Annotated in this window: 22 protein-coding genes; 10 read left to right on the top strand and 12 right to left on the bottom strand. The window is 61.7% G+C overall.

Features of this window, described 5'->3' with window-relative positions; genetic code table 11:
* Nucleotides 1-11: 11 nt before the first annotated feature.
* From D6Z24_RS05970 to D6Z24_RS05950, 5 genes are all read left to right on the top strand, one after another.
* Nucleotides 12-1,463 carry a DASS family sodium-coupled anion symporter gene (locus D6Z24_RS05970; protein ID WP_129125654.1) on the top strand — a complete coding sequence of 484 codons (1,452 nt, stop codon included), beginning with the start codon at nt 12-14 and terminating at the stop codon, nt 1,461-1,463.
* A gap of 12 nt (nt 1,464-1,475) precedes the next feature.
* Nucleotides 1,476-1,937, top strand: coding sequence for an RrF2 family transcriptional regulator (locus D6Z24_RS05965; RefSeq protein ID WP_129125653.1), 462 nt, complete (start codon nt 1,476-1,478; stop codon nt 1,935-1,937).
* Nucleotides 1,938-2,012: 75 nt separating this feature from the next.
* Nucleotides 2,013-2,930, top strand: a complete 918-nt coding sequence (locus tag D6Z24_RS05960) for a carbohydrate kinase family protein (protein WP_129125652.1) — start codon at nt 2,013-2,015, stop codon at nt 2,928-2,930.
* Nucleotides 2,931-3,126: 196 nt separating this feature from the next.
* Nucleotides 3,127-3,315: a hypothetical protein gene (locus tag D6Z24_RS05955; RefSeq protein WP_129125651.1), complete on the top strand. Its 189-nt coding sequence runs from the start codon at nt 3,127-3,129 to the stop codon at nt 3,313-3,315.
* 1 nt (nt 3,316) lies between these two features.
* Complete coding sequence (locus D6Z24_RS05950) at nt 3,317-4,105, top strand: hypothetical protein (protein WP_129125650.1); 789 nt, start codon at nt 3,317-3,319, stop codon at nt 4,103-4,105.
* 42 nt (nt 4,106-4,147) lie between these two features.
* Here the strand turns inward: D6Z24_RS05950 and D6Z24_RS05945 are convergent, their stop codons facing one another.
* Complete coding sequence (locus D6Z24_RS05945; protein WP_129125649.1) at nt 4,148-5,023, bottom strand: EamA family transporter; 876 nt, start codon at nt 5,021-5,023, stop codon at nt 4,148-4,150.
* A 279-nt stretch (nt 5,024-5,302) separates the two neighbouring features.
* Here D6Z24_RS05945 and D6Z24_RS05940 point away from each other — a divergent pair, with 279 nt between their 5' ends.
* The 4 genes from D6Z24_RS05940 (at nt 5,303) to D6Z24_RS05925 (ending at nt 9,019) form a co-directional block, all read left to right on the top strand.
* Nucleotides 5,303-7,111 (top strand): B12-binding domain-containing radical SAM protein, encoded by a 1,809-nt coding sequence (locus D6Z24_RS05940; protein WP_129125648.1) that lies wholly within the window; start codon nt 5,303-5,305, stop codon nt 7,109-7,111.
* Between the two features lie 71 nt (nt 7,112-7,182).
* Nucleotides 7,183-7,860 (top strand): hypothetical protein, encoded by a 678-nt coding sequence (locus D6Z24_RS05935; RefSeq protein ID WP_129125647.1) that lies wholly within the window; start codon nt 7,183-7,185, stop codon nt 7,858-7,860.
* Between the two features lie 128 nt (nt 7,861-7,988).
* The gene (locus D6Z24_RS05930; protein ID WP_162605080.1) at nt 7,989-8,576 is read left to right on the top strand and encodes a TetR/AcrR family transcriptional regulator; all 588 of its coding nucleotides are present in this window, start codon (nt 7,989-7,991) and stop codon (nt 8,574-8,576) included.
* A gap of 23 nt (nt 8,577-8,599) precedes the next feature.
* Nucleotides 8,600-9,019, top strand: coding sequence for a cupin domain-containing protein (locus D6Z24_RS05925; protein WP_129125645.1), 420 nt, complete (start codon nt 8,600-8,602; stop codon nt 9,017-9,019).
* A 4-nt stretch (nt 9,020-9,023) separates the two neighbouring features.
* On the opposite strand, the gene D6Z24_RS05920 is transcribed toward D6Z24_RS05925, so the two are convergent.
* The 5 genes from D6Z24_RS05920 to pdxR all read right to left on the bottom strand — a co-directional run bounded on the left by D6Z24_RS05920 (nt 9,024) and on the right by pdxR (nt 15,070).
* A complete protein-coding gene (locus D6Z24_RS05920; RefSeq protein ID WP_129125644.1) occupies nt 9,024-10,271 on the bottom strand; it encodes an MFS transporter in 1,248 nt (415 codons plus the stop codon).
* 25 nt (nt 10,272-10,296) lie between these two features.
* Entirely contained in the window at nt 10,297-12,240 is a 1,944-nt protein-coding gene (locus D6Z24_RS05915) for a M48 family metallopeptidase (protein ID WP_129125643.1), read from the bottom strand.
* A 12-nt stretch (nt 12,241-12,252) separates the two neighbouring features.
* Entirely contained in the window at nt 12,253-12,843 is a 591-nt protein-coding gene (locus D6Z24_RS05910; RefSeq protein ID WP_129125642.1) for a LemA family protein, read from the bottom strand.
* 171 nt (nt 12,844-13,014) lie between these two features.
* Nucleotides 13,015-13,512 (bottom strand): cytochrome C, encoded by a 498-nt coding sequence (locus D6Z24_RS05905; protein WP_129125641.1) that lies wholly within the window; start codon nt 13,510-13,512, stop codon nt 13,015-13,017.
* A 163-nt stretch (nt 13,513-13,675) separates the two neighbouring features.
* On the bottom strand, nt 13,676-15,070 hold the full coding sequence (gene pdxR, locus D6Z24_RS05900) for a MocR-like pyridoxine biosynthesis transcription factor PdxR (RefSeq protein WP_129125640.1): 1,395 nt from the start codon (nt 15,068-15,070) through the stop codon (nt 13,676-13,678).
* A gap of 57 nt (nt 15,071-15,127) precedes the next feature.
* Here pdxR and D6Z24_RS05895 point away from each other — a divergent pair, with 57 nt between their 5' ends.
* The gene (locus D6Z24_RS05895; RefSeq protein WP_129125639.1) at nt 15,128-15,499 is read left to right on the top strand and encodes a pyridoxamine 5'-phosphate oxidase family protein; all 372 of its coding nucleotides are present in this window, start codon (nt 15,128-15,130) and stop codon (nt 15,497-15,499) included.
* 9 nt (nt 15,500-15,508) lie between these two features.
* On the opposite strand, the gene D6Z24_RS05890 is transcribed toward D6Z24_RS05895, so the two are convergent.
* The 6 genes from D6Z24_RS05890 to D6Z24_RS05865 all read right to left on the bottom strand — a co-directional run bounded on the left by D6Z24_RS05890 (nt 15,509) and on the right by D6Z24_RS05865 (nt 25,332).
* Nucleotides 15,509-17,194, bottom strand: coding sequence for a sensor domain-containing diguanylate cyclase (locus tag D6Z24_RS05890; RefSeq protein ID WP_129125638.1), 1,686 nt, complete (start codon nt 17,192-17,194; stop codon nt 15,509-15,511).
* Between the two features lie 155 nt (nt 17,195-17,349).
* The gene (locus D6Z24_RS05885; RefSeq protein WP_129125637.1) at nt 17,350-17,901 is read right to left on the bottom strand and encodes a cysteine hydrolase family protein; all 552 of its coding nucleotides are present in this window, start codon (nt 17,899-17,901) and stop codon (nt 17,350-17,352) included.
* Nucleotides 17,902-17,954: 53 nt separating this feature from the next.
* Nucleotides 17,955-18,635 (bottom strand): haloacid dehalogenase type II, encoded by a 681-nt coding sequence (locus tag D6Z24_RS05880; protein WP_129125636.1) that lies wholly within the window; start codon nt 18,633-18,635, stop codon nt 17,955-17,957.
* A gap of 214 nt (nt 18,636-18,849) precedes the next feature.
* Nucleotides 18,850-23,007, bottom strand: a complete 4,158-nt coding sequence (locus D6Z24_RS05875; protein ID WP_129125635.1) for a DEAD/DEAH box helicase — start codon at nt 23,005-23,007, stop codon at nt 18,850-18,852.
* A gap of 220 nt (nt 23,008-23,227) precedes the next feature.
* A complete protein-coding gene (locus D6Z24_RS05870) occupies nt 23,228-24,109 on the bottom strand; it encodes a carbon-nitrogen hydrolase (protein ID WP_129125634.1) in 882 nt (293 codons plus the stop codon).
* 194 nt (nt 24,110-24,303) lie between these two features.
* Nucleotides 24,304-25,332 carry an agmatine deiminase family protein gene (locus tag D6Z24_RS05865; RefSeq protein ID WP_129125633.1) on the bottom strand — a complete coding sequence of 343 codons (1,029 nt, stop codon included), beginning with the start codon at nt 25,330-25,332 and terminating at the stop codon, nt 24,304-24,306.
* Nucleotides 25,333-25,349: the final 17 nt, after the last annotated feature.

The following is a 25,349-nucleotide window of genomic DNA, read 5'->3' as shown; positions in this document are numbered from 1 at the left end:
GTGTCGCACCGATGGAAAACAATCACCTCCTCGAAAAACCGCTCAAGATAGACAACCGCCCCATGTGGCTCATCCTCCTGGACCGTACCGCGCGCTACCAGGTCATGGCCGCCGTGGCCCTGGTCATCGCCGTGCTGGTTCGCCTGACTCCTCCCGAGGGACTCTCCGTGGAAGGTTATCGGGCGCTGGTCCTCTTCGGCGCCACGGTCTTCTTCTGGATTTCCGGCCTGCTCCCCATCGCGGTGACCGCGCTTTTGTCCATGGTCATGCTGCCGCTTCTCGGCATCATGGACGCGAAGAAGACCTACTCGATGTTCGGGAACGAATCCGTCTTTTTCATCCTCGGCGCCTTCATTCTGGCCGCCGCCATGACAGGCACCGGCATCTCGGCCCGCCTTGCCAGGGCCATGCTCGCCCGCTTCGGCCGGACTCCGACCAGGCTCGCCCTTACCGTGTTTCTCTTGTCCGCCTTCCTCTCCTTTATCATGAGCGAACACGCCGTCGCCGCCATGCTCTTCCCGGTGGTTACCGAACTCGCCACTGCGCTGCGCCTCGAGAAAGGAAAGAGCAGTTTCGGGAGGCTTCTTTTCATGTCCATGGCGTGGGGATGCATCATCGGCGGCATCGCGACCTTCCTTGGTGGTGCCCGCGCACCGCTCGCGGCCGGACTTCTCAAGGAGGCCACCGGACTTCACTTCTCCTTCGTGGAGTGGTCCACCGCCGCATGCATGATCGTCCTGCCGCTCCTCGTGCTCGGCTTCGTGATCCTTTTAAGGTTCTTCCCTTCCGACATCGACGATGTTGAAGTCGGACTTAAATTTCTGAACGGCAAGCGCCTGGAAATGGGGAAGATAAGCGGCGACGAAATCCTTACCGCGCTCGTCATGGTTGTGACGGTTGCCTGCTGGATGTTTCTGGGCGAGAAGACCGGCCTCGCTGCCATCGCCATCTTAGGCGCTGCCGCACTGTTCACCTTCCGGGTCGTTTCCTGGCAGAAGATCGAGGAGTACGTCAACTGGGGGATAATCCTGATGTACGGCGGCACCATCGCCCTTGCCTCGGCCCTCGAGAAGACCGGAGCCGCGGTCTGGGTGGTGAAAAAGGGGATGGGAGGCCAGGCGCACGAACCTCTCGCCGTGATCGCGGTGATCTCGCTGGTGGCGATCCTCGTGACCGAGTGCATCAGCCACGCGGCCGTCGTCGCCATCCTGATGCCGGTGGGGATGGGGCTTTGCCAGACCACTGGGATGGACCCCAAGGTGATGACCCTTTCCATCGCGCTTCCCGCCGGGCTTGCCTACTGCCTCCCCATGGGAACGCCCGCCACCGCAATAGCCTACGCCTCCGGGTACCTGAAAAGTCGCGACATCATCGTGGCAGGTGCAGTGGTGATGGCCGTCTCATGGTTGCTGTTCATGGGTTCGGTGGTGTTTGTCTGGCCGGTGCTCGGCCTGAAGATCTGACAGGAAAATCACATGATTTCAAAAAAAACCAAATACGGTCTGAAGGCGCTCATTTACCTGGCGCGGCGCTATGAGCAGGGACCGATCCTTATCGCCGACCTCGCACGCGACGAGAGCATTCCGAAGAAGTTCCTGGAGAACATCCTGCTCAACCTGAAAAATGCGGGGGTGCTGCAAAGCCGCAAGGGAAGGGGAGGGGGGTATGCGCTCGGACGACCGCCCGAGAAGATCACCTTCGGCCAGGCGATACGGCTGATGGAGGGGCCGCTCGCCCCGGTCCCCTGCGTGAGCGAGATGGCCTACGCCAGATGCACCGAGTGTGGCAGCGAGCTCACCTGCGGCATCAGGCTCGTGATGAAGGATGTGCGCGACGAGATGGCCAGGATTCTCGATGGTACGACGCTTGCCGACGTGCTGGTGAAGATCGATGGCGCCGAGGACCGGGGTCGCAACCTGATCGATTTCTGCATCTGATACCGGACGCGCTTTACATCGGCGTCGGTATCGCCGTATATTGCTCTGCGTTTATTTCGAACGAGGGGAGCGGCGATGAAATACGATGTGGTCGGTCTCGGCGTCTCAACCGTCGATCTCCTCATGGTGGTCGATGAGCTGCCGGGGAGTGAGCTGGTGCAGAAGGCGCATGCTACGGCGGTGGCGGGCGGAGGGCCGGTGGCAACGGCGCTGGTCGCACTGGCGCGGCTGGGAGCGAAAACGGCCATGCTCGACCGGCTGGGAGACGATCTCTTCGGCAGGATGATCATCGAGGAGTTCGGCCGCGAAGGAGTGGATACCTCCGGTATCGCGATAGCTCAGGGGAAGAGCTCGTCGCATGCGAGTATCCTGGTTCGGCGGCGCGACGGCGCCCGGGCCATCACCTTCGCCCCGGGCGACAGCGGCGAACTTGATGCCGCAGACCTCCCGGCTGACACGATCCGCGCCGCCAGGATTCTGCACCTGAACGGCCGCCACTGGGATGCCTCGCTGTGTGCGGCACAAATCGCACGGGAGGCCGGGGGACTGGTCTCCTTCGACGGCGGTTCCCATCGTTTTCAGCAAGCTCACCATGAGTTGATGCGGCTGGTCGATATCTGCATTGTCGCGGAACAGTACGCAACTGCCTATACGGGAGTTGCAGATCCTCAGGGGGCCGCCCAACAGTTGCTCATGGTCGGTCCGAAAATCGTGGTGGTGACATGTGGGACGGCAGGTAGCTACGTAACGTCAATAAGTGGAGAGTTCTTTCACCAGCCTGCATTCAACGTTGTCCCTGTTGTAGACACCACCGGTGCGGGGGATGCCTACCATGGCGCATTTCTCTTCGGCATAGCTCGCGGTCTTTCCCTGCGCGAAACGGCCGAGTACGCCAGTGCCGCTGGGGCTATTAATACCACGGCCCTCGGCGGTCGGGCGGCGTTGCCTAACTGTAGTCGTTTGACGGATTTGCTGAATAGCACTCTTCTGTAGCGCCCAACCTCTTTATCCCCACCAACCTCATTCTGTCCACGTCGATGTTCCGTGCAAGATACTGTCGGTTTGGCAACAGCCATCACTGATTTATCGGTCCTACTTGATTCTGCAGCACGGATGCTATGACGGTGTCTGGACGGGTTGAAAAAACGCAGTACAATTGGCGCGGTCAAATTGCGTGGAGGACTGGGGTATGTCTGAAGGCAAGATGAACAAAAAACGGGTCTTTGCCGTAACAGTCATCATTGCTACGATATTTTTGCTTACCTTTAAATATGCCTTTCCGCAAACGGATCTCCTTCACGTTTCAACCGTACTTACAGGAGTGGCGCTGCTCGTCGCATTGCTGATTGAGCTGCTGCTACGGACGAGAGGGTACTGATATGACGGCGAGATTCCTGAAGCTTTGCAGCATCGCATTGTTGATTGGAGCCTTCATTGCCGTTACGGGGTGCGCCAAACAAGCGGTAGCCCCAGTTCGAGCTTCCGAGCCGCCGCAGACGATGCCTGTTCCTGAACCTACGCCTGCTCATGAACCGGTAGCTGCTGAACCGGCACCTGCTGCTGAACCGATGCCACCCGTGCGTGCGCATGTCTGGGAGGAACTATACTCGGAAGGACAACCGGTGGCCCGCGAATTTGGCATGTACACCTACGTGTTGCTAAATCAGGATCTCAAACGTGACGAGGCCTCTCAAAAATTCTTGGAACTGGTTGAGGCCATAAGGTCGACCCCGCACTACGACTCCGGCCAAGTCTCCACTGAGGACTGCCGGCAGATCAACCTATTTCTGGTGCCGTACGATATGGGGGGGAAACTCAATCTTGAGTTGTCCAAGAGGTTGACCCGCAAGTTCGCGATGGTGGCACGGACAGAGAAGCTGAGGGGGAAGCTGGCCGCCAACCCCGGGCCTTTTCTGATCACCACTCCATACCCGCTGTACAGCCTGACGGGACGGCACGACGTACCTACACTGTATCTGGACCTCACTTCCGCAAATACTGCAGCAATTAGGGAAATTGTGGCGATTTACAAAAGAAGGCTGTCCTCTGCACCGGTCAGTACTGAGCAACAGTTCACGTCGGTCCGCATGTCCGTTTTGAACACCCTGCTGAACATGGACGATTGCATCAGCATCGTAAAGAACTCTTACGCTGCATGGATAGAGTAGTTGACGCGTAGGAGAACGTGACCGGCAAATTGCATCGCTGCCTTACCCAATTTTGCGCGGCGCCGGTTGCTGTCCCGCCCATATGCTCCACAAGACGAGTCCGCCTCCCAAAAGCTGCAGCGGGGTAAGCCTCTGCCCCAGCACGAGAAAGCCGAGCAGCGTCGCCATGACAGGGCTTAAAAGCCCGAGCAGGGAGACCGCCGACGGCTGCAGCCGTCTTATCCCCCAGAAGAAGATCATATAGGTGATCCCCGTCCCGAAGACGCCGAGGTAGGCGTATCCCATGACGTTCATGACGGTGAGGTGCGTGATCGGTTCCTCGAAGAAAAGCGCGAAGGGGAGCAGGAAGAGCCCGCCGAAGACAAGTTGCCAAGCGGTGTAGACGGCGAGCGGCAGCGGCGAGGTCCAGCGTTTGGTAAGCACGGTACCGAGCGCCATGCACCCCGCGCCGGCGAAGGCGGCGGCGACCCCGACTGCGTCGAGCCGTGCCGCCGGGGTGAGGACGAGCAGGGCAACGCCGATCACCCCGGTCCCGGCCGCCGCCCAGGCCAGCCGCGAGTGCCGAGCCTGCAAAAGTACCCGGGAGAGGCAGATCACGGCAAGGGGCTGGGTCGCGATCACCGTCGCGGCCACGCCGCCGGGGAGGCGGTAGGCGGCGATGAAGAGGAGCGCCTGAAAGACGCCGATATTCAAAAGCCCCAGGAACAAAAGGCGCCACCACCAGTTCCCTTTGGGAAGCGTGCGCAGCGCGAGGGCCATGAGCACGCCTATGGGGAGGACGCGCAAAAGTGCCGCGGTCAGGGGATGGTTGGGCGGCAGCATCTGCGTCGTGACCACGTAGGTGCTCCCCCAGATGCAGGGAGCGATGGCGGTGACTAGCGAAGTGCGCAGCGTGTGGCGGCTGTTGTCTTGGTGCATGTGCAGTCGAAACTCCTGGCAATCGGGGCGGGCTTAATGGGGACGGGACCGCTGTCTGCGCCTCTCCTTCCGCTTCCGGTTGCCGATTGATACACGCTTTGCACAGCCAAGTCAACCTCCCGAGACGTTCATGAACCTCATGTGGTCCTTGATTTAAATTAGTAAAAATTAGTTAAATAGTGTTGACTACTGCCTTGGCGACGGCATACTTCTCCCTGGCGCGTCTCCCGCCCATCATGAGAGCGGGGATGGTGCAAATTCATTGGGTGAGGAGGGAGCATGAAAGTAGCTTTGTTGGGTGCAGAGCTGGAAGAAAACCTTGGCCTGCGTTACATGGCTGCAGTTCTTGAGCGTGACGGACACCTGGTGGAGCTGGTCCCTTTTAACAGCGCGGGCGACATCCCCTCTGCCGTTACACGCGTCATTGAGTTCGGCGCCGATCTTGCCGGGCTTTCCATGGTCTTTACCGGCCGCGCGCGCGAATTCTGCCGTCTCGCTGCCGCTTTAAGGGAGGGTGGCTTCTCCGGGCACCTGACCTGTGGGGGGCATTTCGCCTGCCTCAATTGTGAATCCCTGCTGCGCGATTTTCCCGCCTTCGACTCGGTGGCGCTGGGTGAGGGAGAGAAGATCATCTGCGACCTCGCGAGGAACCTCGACGACGTAAGCCGCGTCGCCGGTATCTGCTATCGCGGCCGGGACGGTTCCGTCGCCCTCAACCCGTCGAGCGGCAATCCGCAGGATCTTGACGAGCTCCCCTTTCCCAAACGCACCACCTTCCACGACTATTTCGGGCGCAGGATCGCCAATATCCTGAGCACCAGGGGGTGTTACGCCGACTGCGCCTTCTGCAGCATCAACGCCTGGTACAAGCACGGCGGCGGCAAGAAATTCAGGCTGCGCAGCATCGAGAACCTGGTTGCAGAGATGACCGAGCTCTACCACCGGCACCAGATCCGGATCTTTAACTTCCATGACGACAATTTCTTCCACCCGGACCGTCAAGAGGCGGTGCGCCGCTTCGAAGCGCTGCGTGCGGGGCTCAGGCGGGAGGGGGTGGAGGATATCGCCTTCGCCGTCAAAGCGCGCCCCGACAGCATCACCAACGAGGCCATCGCCATCCTGGACGACCTGGGGCTCTTCCGGATCTTTCTCGGCGTGGAGAACGCCTCGCTGCGGGGGCTGCGCAACCTGAACCGCAAGTGCGACGTGGAGAGCATCTTGAACGCGCTGCGCATCCTGAACGACCATGACATCCACGTGGCGTACAACCTGCTCATGTTCGAGCCGGACACCGAGCTGGAAGACATCCTGGTCAACCTGCGCTTCATGGAGCGGCACATGGACAACCCGTTCAACTTCTGCCGCGCCGAGGTCTATTCCGGGACCGGGCTGCAGGCGAAGCTGGCCGCGGAGAACCGGCTGCTCGGCGACTACTTCGGCTATGACTACCGGCTCAAGGAGCCTCGCTCCGAGGCGTTCCACAAGATCGCCAACTACGCCTTCTTCGACAGGAACTTCGACGACATGGGGCTGCACTACCTGAACATGCAGGTGGACTTCCTGTTCCAGGTGCTTAGGCGCTTTCAGCCGGACGCGCTCACCCAGACCCTGCGCGGCGCGGTGCGCAACTTTGTCAAGGAGACCAACATCGACACCTACCAGTGTCTGTGCCGGATCTACGACTACGTCGAAGACGGCAAGAGGCTCGGAGAATTGGACGTGCGGACCTTCGCCAAAGAGATGCGGGGGCGGGTCGACGCGAAGAGCGCAGAGTTGAAGGAAAGGGGGGAGTACCTGCTGGCATGGCTAGAGGACGCGAACGCTGGACGCGGGTGGCGTGCGGGGATGCATCTGGACTATCCGCCCGTGGCAATGGTCGCCCCCGCCGCGGGAACAGGCTCACCGCAGCCGGTCGCGTACCTGGGGGCGCGCAGCCTTGAGCAGGTCGATTTTCTTGATCCGGCGAAGGGGTGGGTGGACGGCGGTTACAATTTCGGGCTGTCTCCCTCAGCCATCCCCTATCACGAGTTCAAGAGACAGCTTGCTGAAAGAGCAGTGGAAGACGGTGTGTCGATCCTAAGGGGATGAGCTGCCGTCCCGAGTGATCGACCCTACAGATGGGCAGCGAGGCAGTCAATCTAAAAGACAAGGGGGTATTTATGGCAGATCTGTCCGGTTTTCGCCCTCCTCCGGAGCCGGCGCACACCTCGGTCGTGAGACATTTCGAGGACCTGGTGGCGATCCTCAAGTACCTGCGCAAGTTCCAGGTGGAGATCGACCACGCCTTCGACGCTGTGGCGAGCCAGGTCGGCTTCGTGTTCACGACCACTCTTCCGGTGACGCTCAAGGTGGAGGATGAAGGTAAGAAGGTTGAGGTGGCGCTTTTGGGCGAGCACCTGTCGGGGACGTTATTCCACGACAGGCTCCTGAAAGAGGTGCTGGAGCCGAAACTCCTGGAATTCCCCGCCGGACGCGAGAACCAGTTGCGCAGCGGGACCTATCAGTTCTACGTCATCTGGCACGAGGCGCTCCGGCTGAAGCTCGGCAGCATCACTTTCCGTCCGCCTCCCGAACCGGTTCACTTCCGTCCGCCGCCGGAACCGGCCCATCCTTCCTTCGGCGGCGACCTCGCCGGCGCCCTTTCGGGGAGCCTCGCCGGCAGGCTCGCCGGCTTGGGCGGCACCATCTTCCGTCCGCCGCCGGAGCCTGCGCACTGGTTTGACCGTGCCTCGCTCATCTCCGAACTCGATCAGGTGCTCATAGTCGCCCTCGACGAGGTCTATCCGGAGTTGAAGCTGCTCGACCGCATCAACTCGGCGCGCCAAGTGTCCGGCTGACAGACGGCGCCATACCAAACGCTGGAAACAGGAAAGGCGGCCCGATGGGCCGTCTTTTTTGCGCCTTTCCGGGGAGGAGCCCGATTCTCTTCTTGACTTTTGGACCGACCGGTCCTAAAGTGCGCGCCATGGCGACCGGACGGCCCTTGAAATACCTCCCCGAGGAAGCGCTTGAGGCGGCGATGCACGTCTTCTGGCTGCACGGCTACGAGGCGACATCGCTGCAGGAGCTGCTGAAGGCGATGGGGCTTTCGAAGAGCAGCCTGTACCAAGGCTTCGGCGGCAAGAAGGATCTCTTTTTGCAGTGCATCCGGCTCTACTGCGAGCAGAGGGGGGACCGGTGGCGCGCTCTGCTGCGGAGCGCGGGTTCCGGGTACACGTTCATCGAGACCCTGCTTGTCACCGCAGGGTCAGAGGCGGAAACGAACGAGGTGCGCCGCGGCTGTCTGCTCATGAACACCGCGACGGAACTGGCGCACAAGGATCCTGAAATAGGCGCACGGGTGGGGCGCGCTTTCGACGGGCTGCGCTCCTTGCTGCGCGGCGCCGTGGTCGCGGCGCAAGAGGACGGCGACATCCCGGCGGAGAAGGACCCGGACGTGCTGGCGGCCTACCTGCTCACCTGCCTGGGAGGCATCAAGACCGTGGTCAAGGGGGGGATGGGCGCGGCGGAAACGAGGGAAGTGGTGCGGGTGATGATGGCGGCGCTGCGGTGAGGGCGCGCTCAAAGGAGAAGATCATGACGGAGCAGTCGAAGCATTACGCAGTCGAAGAGGTCGGGCCGTTCGCGTCGCTTATGGAACACGAGTTCCGGGGCGTCAAGGGTAAATACTTCCTAGGCAAGAACCTGGGGCTCACCGGGTGCGAGGTTTCGCTGAACCGCCTGCAGGCGGGGAAGGGGATGCCCTTTCTGCACGCCCACAGAAAAAACGAGGAGCTCTACATCTTCCTGTCGGGCAACGGCACCTTCTGCGTCGACGGCGAAGAATTCCCGGTCCGTGAAGGGAGTGTCGTGCGTGTGGCGCCGGAGGGGGCGCGTTCCTGGACCGCAGGCACCGAAGATCTCTACTTCATCTGCATCCAGGCCGAGGTCGGCACCCTGAGCGGCGCCACTCTTGAGGACGGATTCCGGCTCGAGGGGAAGGCTTCCTGGATGTGACGGCTCAGAGGAACTCCTCGAAATAGTCAAGATCCTTGTGGAAGGTTTCCTGCAGCCGTGACAGGGAGAAGAGCGCGATGGCGAGGGTTACCACCCCGACGGCGATGGCGCCTGCCTCCAGCCCCATGCTCTTTCTCGCCACCTGGAAGAGCATGGTGATCGGGATGGTCATGCCGCGCACGAAGTTGGGAACGGTGGTGGCAACGGTCGCACGCAGGTTGGTGCCGAACTGCTCCGCGGCCACGGTTACGAAGATGGCCCAGTAACCGATGCCGAAGCCGAGCAGGCAGCAGATCCCGTAGAAGGCGCCGGCGCTAACGCCTAAGGCGTTGAAATAGACCGCGACTCCTAAGACGGTGAGGAGCAGAAAGAGGAGCACCACCTTCTTGCGGCTTTGCATCAACTGGCTCAGTACGCCGCTCACCAAGTCTCCTCCTACCAGGCCGAGGTAGCAGTACATCACCGCGTTCCCCGCGTTCACGGTACCCTGTACGGCGAGCGCCTTGGCAAATTCGGGCGAGAAGGTGATGAGCACGCCGACCACGAACCAGGAGGGGAGCCCGATCAGGATGGAGTGCAGGAAGCGCCCGAAGCGGTCGCGGGAGGTGAAGAGGGCGAGGAAGTTCCCCTTGGAAACCTGAGCCCCCTCCATCCCCTTGAACATGCCGGACTCGGCGACGGAAAGGCGCAGTACGAGCAGCATGAGCCCCAGTATTCCGCCGATGACGAAGGCGGTACGCCAGTCGAACTGCTTCGCGACGAAGTTGGCGAGGATGGCCCCGGAGACTCCTACCGTGGCGACTATCATGGTGCCGTAGCCGCGGATGGAGCGGTGCAGCACCTCGGAAACCAGGGTGATGCCGGCTCCCAGTTCGCCCGCCAGCCCCACACCTGCCAGAAAGCGCAACGCGGCGTAGGCCTCGATGGAGCCGACCATGCCGTTGGCCAAATTGGCGAGCGAGTAAATGAAGATCGAGCCGAACATGATCTTGAGGCGCCCTTTGCGGTCGCCGAGGATCCCCCAGAGAATTCCCCCCAGCAGCATCCCCGCCATCTGCATGTTCAGCAGAAAGACCCCTTTGTCGATCAGTTCCTGTCCGGCGAGCCCGATTCCCTTCAGGCTCGGCACCCTCACGATGCTGAAGAGCACGAGATCGTAGATATCGACGAAGTAGCCGAGGGCGGCGACGATGACGGGGAGACCCAACACCTGGCGCAGCACGCCGGGGTCGCTCTGTTTCACTGATGACATTGATGACTCCGATGGTGGATTGAGGCTAGTTGTCGCAATGGCGTTCGGTCCAGTCCGGCAGCGGGGCGAGCCAAGGCGGCACCGGGCAACCTATCGCGTCGGCTACCCCCCTGAAGAGTTCCACCTCGTCCACCTTGACCACTTGGTCGTGCTCGAGGACCGCGAGGCAGGCCGCAAGGAGTTTCTTCTTTATGAGAGGACTGGTCCGCTCCAGGGCGCCGAAGGCATGCTGCAGGGATGCTCCGGTGCACTCCTCAGCCGGCAGGAAGACGAGTTCGGTCTTTTTTTCGTTCAGCAGCGTCGCTCCCGAGGCGAACGCAGCTGCCGCTGCAACCTCGTCCCGGTTGCCGACCCGGGCCAAGGTGGTGAGGACGCAGGAGCATTCCTTTTCGACGCCCCGCAACGCGTAAATCTGGGCGGCCCTGAAGGGCGCTGGGGAGAAGTGCTGATCGAGGTGGCGTTGCAGCAGGTGGCGCAGGGTGAGTTCGAAGACGCTCAAGCGCCGGTCCGCAGTCGAAAGCGCGTCCGTGGTCTTCCTGAAACGCTGGTACTCCGCGGGAGTAAGCCGCCGCAGGGCAGGGATCGCCAGGTCGAGAAGCGGCAGGCGTACCTGTAGCGGCATCAGGTCGAGCTCAGGGGCGATCCGTTCCAGGCAGGCTGCGGTTTCGTGCCCGTCCAAGTTGGTCACCAACTCGACCTGCCGCTTCCTGATCGCTTGATCGGCGTCGAGCAGCAGACCGTAGCTGAGGGCCGCGGCGCCAAGCGGGGTGCGTGTCGCGTCGCGTAGCGGCGGCGTCAACGTGCCCAGCAGCCTGCGCGCCATGTCGAGGTGTTGCTGCATCGGATCACCGACCGTTTCGAGAAGCGCAGCGATCGCTGCACCGGAAAGGAGAGGCTGAGCTGCCGCCGCCGACGTCTTGGGCCTCGCAACTGCCTGGGGCATCTTTTCGGTTTCGGGGATCGGAAGCGGCGCGACCTTCGGGAAAATGCCGCTGAAGCGTGGCTCCAGGCGTCGGATCCGCTCCTTGAGCGGCGGGTGCGTCGCCAGTGCCGGGAGCCAACTCTCTTCCAGCGCGTCGCCGAAGAACATGTGGCTCATCTCGATGGCGCGGGGGTGGTTCAGCCGCGATCCTGCACCTAGCCCTCCGATTTTCCTCAGCGCCCCCGCCAGCCCCTCGGGATTTCTGGTGAACTGGACCGCCGACGCGTCGGCCAGGTACTCGCGTTGCACGGAGACGGCGCTTTTGATCAGTTGTGCGAAGAAGTGACCGATGTATCCGATCACGTAGAGGGCGCCTCCGATGCAGAGAGCCGCTCCCGCCCCGCGCCCGCGCGCGTGCCGCACCCCGTTCACCATGACTTTGCCCGTCTGGGCTACCGCCTGGATCCCTCCCAACCAACCGAGGAGCCGGATGTTGAGCAGGACGTCGCCGTTCAGGATATGGCTGAATTCATGCGCCATGACCCCCTGCAGCTCATCACGGCTCAGCAGTTCGGCGGCGCCACGCGTCACGCAGATGACCGCGTCACGAGGCCCGATCCCGGCGGCAAAGGCGTTGATGCCGCGTTCCTTTTCCAGTAGGTAGAGTTCGGGAACCGGTACACCTGAGGCGATTGCCATCTCCTCCATGACGTTGCGCAAGAGTCGCTCTTTGGGATCGTTGGTATGCGGGGGGACCAGGCTTCCTCCAAGCGTCACCGCTAGCGAAGCACCCCCCTCACGAAGCTGCATGATCCTCCAGATAGAGGTTCCCATGACGACGGCGAGTGTGGCCAAGGTGGTCCACAGGAAGAGTGAAGGCTGCCAGAGGCTGATGTTCGTACCGTTCTTCAGAGCGACGAAGAAGTACAGAAAGGCCGCCAGCAGGTAGACGGCGGAGACGACGGCCGTCACCGCCAGAACGAATAGGAAAAGCAGCCGTCCCGTCTGACGCCTGGCGTCCTCCTGCCGTGCGAAGAAATCCTTCATAATGCAAGGCTCCTACGAGAAGGAGACCCGCGGGGCCTGGCGCTCCGAAGTCTCGATCTCGAGGACGAAAGCCGGCGCGAAGCCGAAGGAACCCGAGATGATTGAGGCGGGGAAAAGCTCTCGCGAGGTGTTGTAGGAGGTTACCGCGTCGTTGTAGGCCTGCCGGGCGAATGCGACGCGGTTTTCCGTGGAGGTTATCTCTTCGGAAAGCTGCATCATGGTCTGGTTCGCCTTCAGGTCAGGGTATGCCTCAGCCAGCGCGAAGAGCCTCCCCAGGGCGCCATTCAGGGCGTTCTCGGCGCCGGCAAGGGAAGCCATGGCCTGTGCGTTGCCGGGGGCGGCCGCGGCCTGCCGTTCCGATGCCGCCGCTTGGTTGCGCGCCGCGATCACCGCCTCCAGCGCTTCCCGCTCGTGTTTCATGTACGCCTTCGCCGTCTCAACCAGGTTCGGGATCAGATCGTAACGGCGCTTTAGCTGCACGTCTATCTGAGCGAAGGCGTTCTTGAACTGATTGCGCTGCCTGACCAGATTGTTGTAGATCCCTATGGCGAATAGTACGACCAGTGCTGCCAGTGCGAAGAAAACGGTGATTGAGATGTCCATTGCCTGTTCCTCGTCCCCCAAAAAGTCTCTGTGTCAGGATAGCGGGAGCTTATTAGAATTTTACTCTAATACACCGGTGATCGGCGCCAAGTCAACGACAATACAAGCAGAGGAGGGATTTTATGAGACGGTGGCGGGAGCCGCAGGGGGCAACTCCTGCCTTACCTGATATCACTTCGGCGGTTGCGGGAAGAGGATGAAGGGGCCTTGGGGTTCCTGCTCTGGAGGGAGATATGCCGGGGCCGCCTCGCCCTTTGGGCCGGAGGCCTTCACGTAGCGGTAGATCGCGCTCAGGTCCTCCCGGGACATGGCGCGCAGGTCGTACCAGGGCATGGGGGGCTTTGTCTCGGCGGTACGCGCGAAAGTGAGCCACTGCTTTTCCGTCATCTGCGCCATGAAGTTTCTGAGGTTGGCAGGGTACGTGGTGCCCCAGGGGCCCCTCCATCCGAGCCGGTCTCCGGTCAGCCAGTGCTCTTCGGCAACCTTGCCGGAAGCCATGGCATAGCCCCTCGTATGACAGTCATTGCAGCCCCCGATCCTCACGAGATAGCGTCCCCGCTCGATTGCACCTGAACTACTCGTGCTCTTCGCGGCCGCCCATGCCATTTGTGTCGATGCGGCTAGCGTCAGCAGCAGCGCCCCCGCGATGGTCCTGCTCAGTAAAGCCATGCTTGCCCCCCTTTGATTGGCTTAGAGATAGAAACCTGCACGATTTTACCATTGGGGATGTCGTCACGCAGCAAGCGTTGCAGGAAAAGAAACGGCCTATTCTGTATCTTCTGCCCCCATGATTTAGTTGGGAACTGCACCTGTTGCCGTTTTGGAGTTTTCGTTATCTTCCCTTACACAGGGAACGAAGCAGTGCGACGCCTTCATCGATCCGCTCAGGAAGCAGACCGCCGAATCCCAACAGCAGATGGGTCTCCGCAGGTGGGGTGCCGGCGCACATCTGCGAGAAGGGGACCAGCCGCATCCCGCTATCCTCGGCCCGGCGCAGGATCTCGGCCTCACCAGGGTTCTCCGAAACAAGGCGCAGTACCACGTGCAGACCGGCGTCGGCCCCGAGCACCACGCCGTCTGCGCCGAACTCCCGCCCGATAGCGGCAAGGAGCATGTCGTGCTTTTTCTGGTACAGCGTCCTCATGCGCCGCACGTGGCGCTCCCAGTACCCCTGCTCCATGAATTTCGCCATGCACCTTTGCTCCAATAGCGGCACCGTGGAGAAGTAGTTCCCGAAGTTTGCCTGGTAGGCGGGAAGCAGGGTGCGCGGCAGCACCATGTAGCTTAGGCGCAGGGTCGGCGAGAGCACCTTCGAAAAGGTGCCGAGGTAGACGATGTTGCCGTCGGGACGCAGCCCCTGCAATGAGGAGATCGGCTTGCCGTGGTAGCGCAGTTCGCTGTCGTAGTCGTCTTCAAGGATGAGGTTGTCGCCCGTCTGAGCCCATTCGATCAGCTTGAGCCGATTGGCGACCGGCATCACGTGCCCCAAGGGCAGCTGGTGCGAGGGGGTGACATAGACGATGCCGCTTCCGGTCGATCTGAGATGATCGATGTCGATGCCGCAGGGGTGCGCCGCGACCTGGTGCAGTTCGTACCCGTTGTTGGCGAACACCGCCCTCGGCAGGTGGTAGCCGGGCTCTTCCAGCGCGACCGATGGACGGCGTTCCCGCATCACGCGGCATAAAAGCTCCAGACCGTGCTGCAGCCCCGAGGTGATGATGATTTGCGCTTCGTCGCAGATCACGCCGCGTGACCGCTCCAGGTATTCGCGCAGGTTTGTCCGCAGCGCCCAATCTCCCTGGGGCTCCGTGTAGGTGGTGAGAGAATCGGAGCAATCGCGCAGCGTCTCGAGGTAGCAGTTGCGCCACTGCGCGACCGGGAAGGTCTTTGGCGCCAGGCGTGCCGGGTGAAAGTCGTAACGCAGGTGATCCGGTTCCCCTGACAGAGTAGGGCGGGGCGAAGGGTAGGGGAGCGCTGAGGCGAATCCCCGCTCCAGAGGTGATACGAAATACCCGCTGCGCTCGCGGCTGTAGATGAAGCCTTCCGAGTAGAGTTCCAGGTAGGCAGCGTCCACCGTGTTGCGGCTGGTGGAGAGCTCCACGGCCAGATCCCTGACGGAGGGGAGCTTCTGGTCCGGCGCGAGAGAGCCGGCAAGGATCTTCTCCCTGATCTGGTTGTAGAGCTGCTTATAGAAGGGAAGCGGAGTACTGTCGCTTAGGATGAACATAGTGGTATCCCTGAATCAACGGGCGTCATGCCCTCATAACAACGAAGGAGAAACGAGATGGTTGCTGAAAAATTGCTTGAGATACTGAAGCAGGATGGAGTAGTCGCCATAGCCACGCTGGGTGAGGACGGGCCGCACATGGTAAATACCTGGAACAGCTACATCCGGGTGACCGCTGACGGTAAGCTGCTGATTCCTGCGGGCTACATGCAGAAAACCGAAGCCAACGTCGCATTCAACCCCGAAGTCCTCATAACCGTCGGGAGCAGCAAGGTGCAGGGATTGCACGGGCCTGGCGCCGGCTTCCTGATTCGCGGCAAGGCAGCCTTTCTGACCTCGGGAGAGGAGTACGATTCTATGAAGGCGAAGTTCAGCTGGCTGCGCGCCGCGTTTGTGGTTACCCCTGATACGGTGACGCAGACCTGGTAGGGGCGCACTCTACTTGCCAGCCTTTTCCTTTGCCGCAACGGCCGCGGCCGCACAGCTTCCTTCGATGCGGTTGCGGCCGTTTTTCTTGGCGTCGTAAAGCGCCTCGTCGGCGCGCGCCAGGAGCTGCTGTATGGTGTCCCCATCCTCCGGGAACACCGCAATCCCTCCCGAAATGGTGACTCGCCCAAGAGACTGCCTTCCCACCACGAGCTGTAAATCCATTACCGCGCTTCTGATCCGATTGCCGATGTCTGAGGCCGTGTCGCAGTCCGCTTCAGGCAGGATGAGGGTGAACTCCTCGCCTCCGTAGCGGCAGGCGATGTCGCTTTCCCGGACCTGCTTCTGCAGCAGGTGCCCGAACTCCTTCAGCACGTGGTCGCCCGCCTCGTGCCCGTAAGTGTCGTTGAAATGTTTGAAGTGGTCGACGTCCATCATCAGCACGCTGAGCGGCTGCTTCGTCCTGGTGGCGCGGCTGATCTCTCGCAACAGCGATTCTTCCATGTGGCGCCGGTTCAACAGACCGGTGAGCGGATCGCGAATCGATAGTTCCCTCAGCTGTTCGCGCAACTGAAGGCTGCGTATGGCGAGGGCAACCTGTTCGGCAAAAGCCGTGGCCTTTGCTTTGAATTTTTCGAGCTCCGCCGTGGCCATCTCTTTTGGGTGATGCAGATCGAGGGTGCCCAGGGTCTCGTGGTGCGCCGAAAGGGGGATGCACAGGTGGGCTCCTTCCTTTGTCGCCACGTGCTGGCATCTCACATCCGTTTCCTTTGCCGAGAGGTGCGGCTGTCCAAGGCGCATGGCCCAGCAGTGATCTGGAGAAAAGGGGGCCTGTTCAGCCGTGCCCCAGACCGCGAGGTCGGACATCAAAGTTCTGGAGGCGTTGATCAGGTAGATGCCGCCTGTAGCTTCCGGGAAGAACTTGCTTCCGTAGCTCGAGAGTATGGAGCGCGCCTCCTGGAAGTCCGAGCATGACTGCAGCAATTGAGTCAAGTTGCTCAGGTCAGAGATGTCACGGTTCGAGGACTCAAGGTCGCTGGCGGCGAGCAGATGGCTGCGCGTTTCCCTGCGCGCGATGTAGTAGCTGAAACTGAGCAGGATGAAAGATATGAACATCCCCGACAGGATCACCATGGTGAGGACCATGAGCGAGGTCCGCTCCTCGGCGCGCCGTACTGCCAGCAGCCCCTTCTCATGGTTCTTCACATCCTCGATTCCGTTGCGCAGGTAACCCATCAGGGTCGACCCTTCCTCGGTGAACTGGGCCTGCGACTCGGCATTGAAGCCTTTTCTGTCGTAGTCGTTCATGGAGAGACGGAAGATGGTCAGCTTGCGGCTCATGTACTCCTGCAGCCGGTTCAGCCGCCCCTGCTGCGAGCCGTTGTCAAGGGTCAGCTTTTTCAGCTCCTGAAAATTGTCCTCGGTTCTCTGGGAAAAGGAGAGGCAACGCGCCTTCTCCTGCTGGTTTCCCGTCAGAACATAGCCGCGCCTGCTGCTTTCCGCCTGCAGTAGCGAGTTGTTGAGCTGGTCGACCGACATGATCACTTCGTAGGTGTGTTCCGTCAGTTTGTTCGACTGCGCCACTTCTATCCTGATGTGGTAGGCAAGGACCAGCATCGCTGCGAGAAGCAGCAAGGCGGATGAGAAGGTGAGATCGATGATCCTGACACGTTTATAGGAATGGTTTAGGTAGCTCACAAACAGCCCGCCAATGTTACGGCCGTGCACCGTCTATCGAAGAATTCGGTGGAGGCAGAGTTTTTCTTTCTTGTCGGTTAATAATAACCTGAAAATGAGCTTTTTGCTCCGATTCATTTCATGAGACGGCGATTGCGCCTGATTTACGTGCCCGGCTAAGCACTTTTGAGTTCTTCGATGATGGTCGCCGTGGCTGTGACGCGCGCAAAGGGAACCGACAGCGCGGCCATGTATGCGGCGTGAACGTCTGCTGCCGGAACTGTGCGCCCTTCGAAGGTGAGGTCGCGGGTGGCGCAGGCGTCGGCCGCCAAGGTGCAGGTAAAGCCCAGGTCGAACGCGGCGCGGACTGTGGTGTCGACGCACATGTGGCTCATGGCCCCGCAGACGGTGAGATTCGTCGCCTGCTGCGACTTGAGGAGATCGAGGAGTTCCGTCTCGCGGAAGGAGTTGGGGAAATGTTTTACGACGACAGGCTCAGATGCAATGGGGGCGACGCTATCGTTTATCTCCGCTCCCGGCGTGCCGGGGATAAAGAAGGTGGCGCCGGGGCGTGCGGCCAAATGCTGTATGTGGATGACCGGGCGCCCGGCCGCGCGGTAGGCGTCGAGCAGCAGGCGCGCATTCGCTGCGGCCTCCGGCATGCCGACCAGTTCCATGGTGCCGCCTGCGAAATAATCGTTTTGGATATCGATGATGATGAGACACATAAGGCTTCTCCCTTTCTTTTCGTAAAGTCGGACGGCTACAGCGTATCGGAATGCTAACGGGTGTTGTCTTTCAAACTTTCGGCAAGGTCGGCAAGTGATGAGACGGTGAGAGTCGGCTCGATCCCCCACGGGTCGTAGAGCGCGTCCGGGGAGCGCTTCACCCACGCGCCGTTCATCCCTGCGGAGATGGCGCCGATCACGTCGAAGGGATTGCTGGAGACGAGCCAGGCGCTTGCGCCGGTCGCGCTGGACCTGCGAAGGAAGTGGGCGTAGACCCCGGGATTGGGCTTGAAGGACTTCACCTCGTCCACGCTCACCACGTCGATGAAGTACTGACGGATGCCGGCGTGGGTGAGGAGCGTTTCCACCGCGGCGGCGCTTCCGTTAGAGAAGGCGTACATCCTGAAACCGGCGTCCTTGGCGCGTTGCAACCCGGGTTCCACGTCGTCGTAGGCGGGGAGGACCCGGTAAAGCGCCAGCAGATCTTCCTTCTCTGCTTCGGTCAGGCCGGTTTTATAGAAGGCGTTCGTGTAGTCGAGGGCGTCCTTCGTGCAGACGGCGAAGTTCTCGTAGTTCTGCATCAGGCCGCGACGGAAGGAGTATTCGAGCTGTTTTTCACGCCAGGTGCGCGAGAAGGCTGCGGCCCGGTCCCCGATCATCCTTTCCAGCGCGACGATGACGCCATGCGTGTCGATAAGGGTTCCGTAGACATCAAAGGCAAGGGTGATTTCCATTGTCGTGCCCTCCGTTGGTGAAAGTACGACGTCCGGTCGAACCCCTCTCCCTCCGGGAGAGGGGCAGGGGTGAGGGCGTCGGCGGATGCGTCATACGCGCTCGTGGCAAGGCCCTCACCCCCCTTCGCAAAGCTACGGGGGGCGTGCCCGGCCTCCAGCCACCCTCTCCCAGGGGGAGAGGGGATCACGGGCAGTTCCGATAAATGACTGAAATTCAGCCGTCCGCCCGCAAAAGTTGCAGCAACTCTTCGGCGCTCACCTTGCCGGAGAGGTCGCTCTCCTCGAGCAGACTGTCGGCGAGGCCGCGCTTTTGCTGGTGCAGCCCGACGATCTTCTCCTCGATGGTCCCTTTGCACACCAGCCGGTAGATGGTCACCGGACGCTGCTGACCGATGCGGTGCGCCCGGTCCGATGCCTGATCCTCGACCGCCGGGTTCCACCAGGGATCCATGTGGATTACATAGTCCGCCGCCGTGAGGTTCAGTCCGACCCCGCCTGCTTTGAGGCTGATCAGAAAGAGGTCCCCTTCGCCGGACTGGAAGGCGTCCACGCGCCGCTTACGCTCCGGCGCCGGAGTGGACCCGTCGAGGTACTGGTGCTGGATGCCGGCCCGCTCCACGTACTTGCGGATGATCTCCAGGTGGCCGACGAACTGGCTGAAGACGAGAGCCTTGTGACGGTTCTCCCGGAGTTCCTCGACGATCTCCCCAAAGGCGGCGAGCTTCGAGCTCGGGATGGCGCTGTCGGCAAGGATGAGGCGCGGGTTGCAGCAGGCGCGGCGCAGCCTCATGATCTCGGCCAGGATCTTCAGGTGCAGCTCTCCCTTTCCCTCCACCTTGCCGATGCCGGCGAGGTTCTCCAGTGCGCTTTTCCTTAGCGCCTCGTAGAGTGCGGCTTCCTCGTTCCCCATTTCGACGGCGACGGTGATCTCGGTGCGCGGCGGGAGTTCCTCCAGCACCTGGTTCTTGGTACGGCGCAGGATGAAGGGCTGGATGAGCCGCTTCAGGCGCTGGCGCGCTTTCTTGTCCTCGCTTTTCTCGATGGGTGAGGCGTAACGGACGTTGAACTGCTTGAGCGAGCCGAGAAGCCCCGGGTTGATGAAGCGGAAAACGTTCCAGAGCTCGCCCAGGTGATTCTCGATCGGGGTGCCTGTTGCGACCATCTTGAAGGCGCCGCAGAGCTGCATGGCGGCCTGGCTCCGCTTGGTGGACATGTTCTTGATCGCCTGGGCCTCGTCGAGCACGATCGCCTGCCACTGCACCGCGGCCAGCAGCTCGCCGTCCTGCTGCAAAAGGCCGTAACTGCAGACGACGAGGTCGAAAGGTCCCAGCCCCTTCAGAAGCTCTTCACGTTTGTTTCCGCCGTAGATGATGCACTTGAGCGTCGGTGCGAACTTGGCTGCCTCGCTCTCCCAGTTCAGACAGACCGAAGTGGGGGCGACGACGAGCGACGGCCCCTGCGCCGCCATTGTGAGCATCTGGGCCAGCGCCTGCACCGTCTTTCCCAACCCCATGTCGTCGGCAAGGCAGGCCCCGACGCCCCAGTATGCCAGGCGGTTCAGCCAGTTGAAACCCTCCACCTGGTAGCCGCGCAGCTCGGCCTGCAGCGTGTTCGGTATCTCGGGGCGAAAGCTCTGCGCCTCGCGCAGCCTTTTCAACTGCGTCCGCCACTGCGTGTCTCCTTCGAACTCCCCGGCGTCCGCCGCGAAATCCTCGAAGAGCGTTGCGGCTAGAGGGTGGAAGCGGAAGGTCGATCCGTGCGGGTCGCAGCAGGCGGCGAGGTCATCGAGGTACCTCCGCAGTTGCGCCGAGAGTGCGATGAACTCGCCGTCACCCAACTGCACGAAACGTCCCTGCGCACCGCGCGCCAACTCGACCAGTTCCCGAAGGTCAAGGGCGAGTTCCTCGTTCACCTTCACCTCGCCGGAGAGCTCGAAGTAATCCTTTGCCTGCCTCACGGAAAGCTTGCAACGTGAAGGGGTAACTACCTGCTTTATCTTGAAGCTCGCCCCCTGCGGCCACGACACGCGCGCAGATTCTCCTAAGGACTGCAACTGCAAAAGCAGCTCGAGCGCACTCTCGGTGGAGGGGACGAGCCATTCTCCTTCGTTCTCCTCCGCTTCGCCCAGCGCGGTGAGAAGGACGAGGGCCTCGGCGGCACGGCTTTCCTCGAGTTTGAGGTCGCGTTTCGCCTGCACCCGTTTCCCGTCCAGCTCGGCCATCACGGTCTCTCCGCCTGAACCAGGGCGGAAATAGGGGCCTGCGTCTGAGAACGGGCGAACGAGAACCTCGAGCCTCAGTCCGGCCTGATACGGGAGCAGGTGGAAACATGGGGTGACGTCTCCCGCGATAGTTTCGATCGAGGTGTCGCTTATGTCTGAGTGGACGGTGAGCACGGAGGAGAGGGCGTTCACCGCGCTTAACGCCTGCTCCTTCGCGCGTGCCGGAAGCGTCAGTCCGGTGCCGAGAATGGCGGCGATCTTCAAATATTCCGCCTTCGCCTCGAACACCTTGATGCGAGTCGGGCTTTCCTTCTGCAGGTAAAGCTTTTGCCCCTGCTGGAACGGCGGGACGAGCTGAAGCGTGAAACCATCCTTTTCCGCGATCAACTGGATCTCCGGCTCGCCGCGCACGAGTTCGAGCCGCACCGAAGCGCCGGTATCGAGGTAGATATGCGGATGTCCGATCATAAGCGGCACGGCCTGGTCCAGATCCATCTGGTAGCTGTCGCGCGCGTAGTAGCCGGAGCCTCTCTCTTTTTTTATGGACCCGCAGATGAGGCGGTCCTGTGGGGTCAGGTATTCAAAAGAATCAGCTTCTTCCGCGAGCCGTTTCAGCGCAACGGTGCGCCCAGCACTCCACTTGCCGTTGACTCCCTGCTTCTGTTCGCGCGGCGTAATCTGGAAGTGGTGGCGCAACTCCTCGAAGTGCCAGATGAGGCGCGACTGCGATCCAGTCGCCCCCGATTCCGGCGGTGCGCTGTTCAGACGCAGCAGCGCCGCGAGGGCGCTTTGCCAGGATTCCACCGGCTCAAGACAGCGGTACAGCGGGACGAGCCCCTGCTTCCGGAGGCTTTGAGAACCCTCCGGGGCGGCCGCGTATTGGACGCCGCACGCGGTGAGGAGGACTTCCAGGTCTTCGGCAAGCCAGAGCTGGGAGGCGTCCCGCAGCTTTGCGACCAGATGCTTTTGTTTCGTCGCCTCGGCCTTTCGCGTTTCCGAACCACACCAGAAAAGTGCGAGCAGGCGGACGAACGTCTCGATCGTGGAGGATTGGCTGCGATAGAGCCGGTTTTCCAGCTGCTCCTTGATTCCCGCCTCGCCGCGCCGGTCGGCGATGACGAGCTGCAACAGGTAATACACGTCCTGATCGGGCCAGTCACGTTTGGCGAGAACCCAGCGGCAGTGCTCGGCCGCCTCATCGAGCATGGCCGGATCGTTCGACGCCATGAGTGCGATGACGAAGAAGGGGCCGAGGCCGTCCTCGAAGAAGGTCTTGCGCTTGCCCGTCTCCTTCTTAAGCGCCGTCAGCGCGATGCGGAACCTGTCGACCGCGTCCTGCTGCGATCCGCGCCGCAGGGAACAGCAGCCGAGCACCGCGAGCTGTGCCGCACTGGCACCTTCGCGTGCCTCTTCTTCTGCCTCAACAACCCTGCCGCGCCATAGAAGCTCACGGCAGTACAGGTCGTGCAGCAGGTACGATGCCTTGGAATCGGAGGCGATCAAGTCGGCGAGCGCCTTGAACGGCGCGACGCAAGGGATCATCTGGCGGCGGGCGTAAGGAACGTGAACGAGCAGAGCGGCGCCCTGCAGTGCGTTGGGAAGGGAGCGGAACCATGCGTCGTCGTAAGGCATGAAGCAGGCGATTTGGAAGGGGTGGCAGCGCATCGCCTCGTAAGGGAACTGCTTCAGGTACCTTTCCGCGGCGTCGAATGCGCCGTCGGTATCGTTGCGGTAGAAGCAGATGCGCAGGTCGCGCAGGCCGTGTTCGGAGATGCGGTAGTAGCTGCTCCCCCACTCAGAGACCATGGGGATCTCGGACTGGACCGTTTTGGCCATCGCTTCGAAGCGCCCCTCAGCCTGGGCGCCGAGCGTCGCCGCATGGGCGATGATTGGATTGCAGGCGACGCCGCGGTCGCCGGTTCCGACCATGTCTAACGCCTTCAGTTCTTCGAGAATTTCGGAAAGTACGGCGCCGGTGTAGCTGCGACCGGGCGGGGCGGGCAACGGGACATGCTTGATGAGGTTCAGCAGGACGTGTTTGGAAATCGGCGCGTAGACGACGGAGAGAAGCTGGAGGACGGCCAGCTGTTCCTGCGTGCAGACTGCCAAGGCGTCAAGAAGCATTTGGTGTGGCGACTTGTCAGGCTTCACGGAGGGACCTCGTTCATTCTGAAGTAACAGTAACCATTGGCATCACGTTCCCACCCCTTGCAAAGGTTCTTCAGGAAATTCCGGGGAGCCAATGCTGTCACTGTCGTAGCAGAGAGCATGCCCTAACGTTCCCCCCTTTGCGAAGGGGGGAGCGCGAGGTCACCCGCGGCGCTTCGTGTAGAAACCTGATGCCGTTCCGGGGCAGGCCACAAAAGTGAAGCTAATCGCGGTAGCGCTTCACCAGTTCGCCGTAGGCGTCGATGCGGCGGTCGCGCAGGAAGGGCCAGATGCGGCGCACGTCCTCGCTGCGACCCATGTCGAGATCGACCACCAGAAGCTCCTCCTCTTCGCCTCCGCGCGCAAGGAACTCTCCCTGCGGGCCTGCGGCGAAACTCGAGCCCCAGAACTTGATGCCTGCGCCTGCGCCGCTCGGGTCGGCCTCGAAACCGACGCGGTTCACGCTCACCACCGGAATGCCGTTCGCTACGGCGTGCGAGCGCTGCACCGTCACCCAGGCGTCAAGCTGGCGCTGCTGCTCGTCCTTCTCGTCGCGCGGGTCCCAACCGATTGCGGTCGGGTAAATGAGGAGGTCGGCACCGGCAAGCGCCATCATGCGCGCCGCCTCGGGGTACCACTGGTCCCAGCAGACCAGGAGGCCCAATTTGCCCACCGAGGTTTGAATCGGTTCGAAACCGAGGTCGCCCGGTGTGAAGTAGAACTTCTCGTAGAAGGCGGGATCGTCCGGGATGTGCATCTTGCGGTACTTGCCGGCGATGCTCCCGTCCTTTTCCAGCACCACGGCGGTGTTGTGGTACAGCCCCGGCGCGCGGCGCTCGAAGAGCGAGGTGACGATGACGACGCCGAGTTCCTTTGCCACTGCGCCGAACTGTTCGGTGGAGGGGCCGGGGATGGTCTCGGCCATATCGAAGCAGGCGGTGTCCTCGGTCTGGCAGAAGTAGCTGCCGGTATGGAGTTCCTGGAGCACGACGAGCTGAGCCCCCTTGGCGGCTGCCTCGCGGATCCCGGCGATGGTGGCGGCGACCATGGCTTCACGCCCTTCCTGCAGGGCCTGCTGTACGAGGGCTACTTTCAGTTTTTTCATGTATTTCTCCGTCATTAGTTATAGAGCCCCCTCTCCCTCCGGGAGAGGGCCGGGGTGAGGGCGTTGCCACATGCAGGATCGTTCTTGGTAGCGGCGCCCTCACCCGGCCTGCGGCCACCCTCTCCCGGAGGAGAGGGGATGGACGAGAGGCGAGCCTAATCCTGAACGAAATGCCGTCAACCCTTCCTCTAATGCTACTTAAGCGTCCCTTTCGGCAGCTGCATGGTCACGCAGTGCAGCGAACCGTGCTGCAGGATGAGCGGCAGGCAGTCGATGCCGATGATCTCGTAACCCGGAAACGCCTCGCCGACGGCAACCAGCGCGGCGGCGTCCTTTTCGTCGTCGTAGGTCGGCACCAGCACGGCACCGTTGATCACCAGGAAGTTCGCGTAGGTCGCCGGAAGCCGATCCCCGTCTTCGTCGAACTTCGCACCGGGCCAGGGGAGAGGGATGCAGCGGTACGGCCGCCCGCCGTCGGTGCGGAAGGCGAGGATCTCGTCCTCCATCGCCTTGAGGGCAGGGTAGTGCTCGTCATCCGGGTCGTCGCAGCGCACGTAGGCGATGGTGTTGTCGGGGCAGAGGCGCGCGAGCGTGTCGACATGGGAGTCGGTGTCGTCGCCCGCCAGGTACCCGTTGGAAAGCCAGAGGAAGCGGTCGCTGCCGAAAAGCCCGTGCAGCTCCTCTTCCAACTCCTCGCGGGTCAGGTGCGGATTGCGATTATCGTTCATGAGGCATTCTTCGGTAGTGAGAATGGTCCCCCTGCCGTCGCTCTCGATGCTCCCCCCTTCGAGGATGAGGCCCACCGTTTCGAGCGGGGCCTTCCAGAGGCCTAGCGCCTGCAACTGCTTGTTGATCCGGTTGTCGAGGTCGGAGGGGAACTTGAGCCCCCAACCGTTGAAGCCGAAGTTGAGGAGCCTCGGCGCGCCGTCTTCCAAGACGGTGATGGGGCCGAAGTCGCGTGCCCAGGTGTCGTTGGTGTCGATGGGAAGGATGCGTACGTGCTCGAGGTCGGCCCCGGCTGCGGCAAGCGTTTCACGCACCTCTTCGGGGTCGTCGGCGGCTACCACTACCGTTTCGAAGCGGCTGATGACGGTGATGATGGCGGCGAAAACGGGGCGGACCTGGTCGAGATACGGCAGCCAGTCGCTGTTCTCGTGCGGCCATGCCAGGAGCACGCCGTCCTGGAGTTCCCATTCCGCCGGTAGTCTTCTGTTTTGGTTCACTTGATCTCCTGCGTGGG

This window comes from Geomonas oryzae, assembly GCF_004117875.1.
GTDB lineage: Bacteria > Desulfobacterota > Desulfuromonadia > Geobacterales > Geobacteraceae > Geomonas > Geomonas oryzae.
This window is presented reverse-complemented; position numbering and strand designations above follow the sequence as displayed.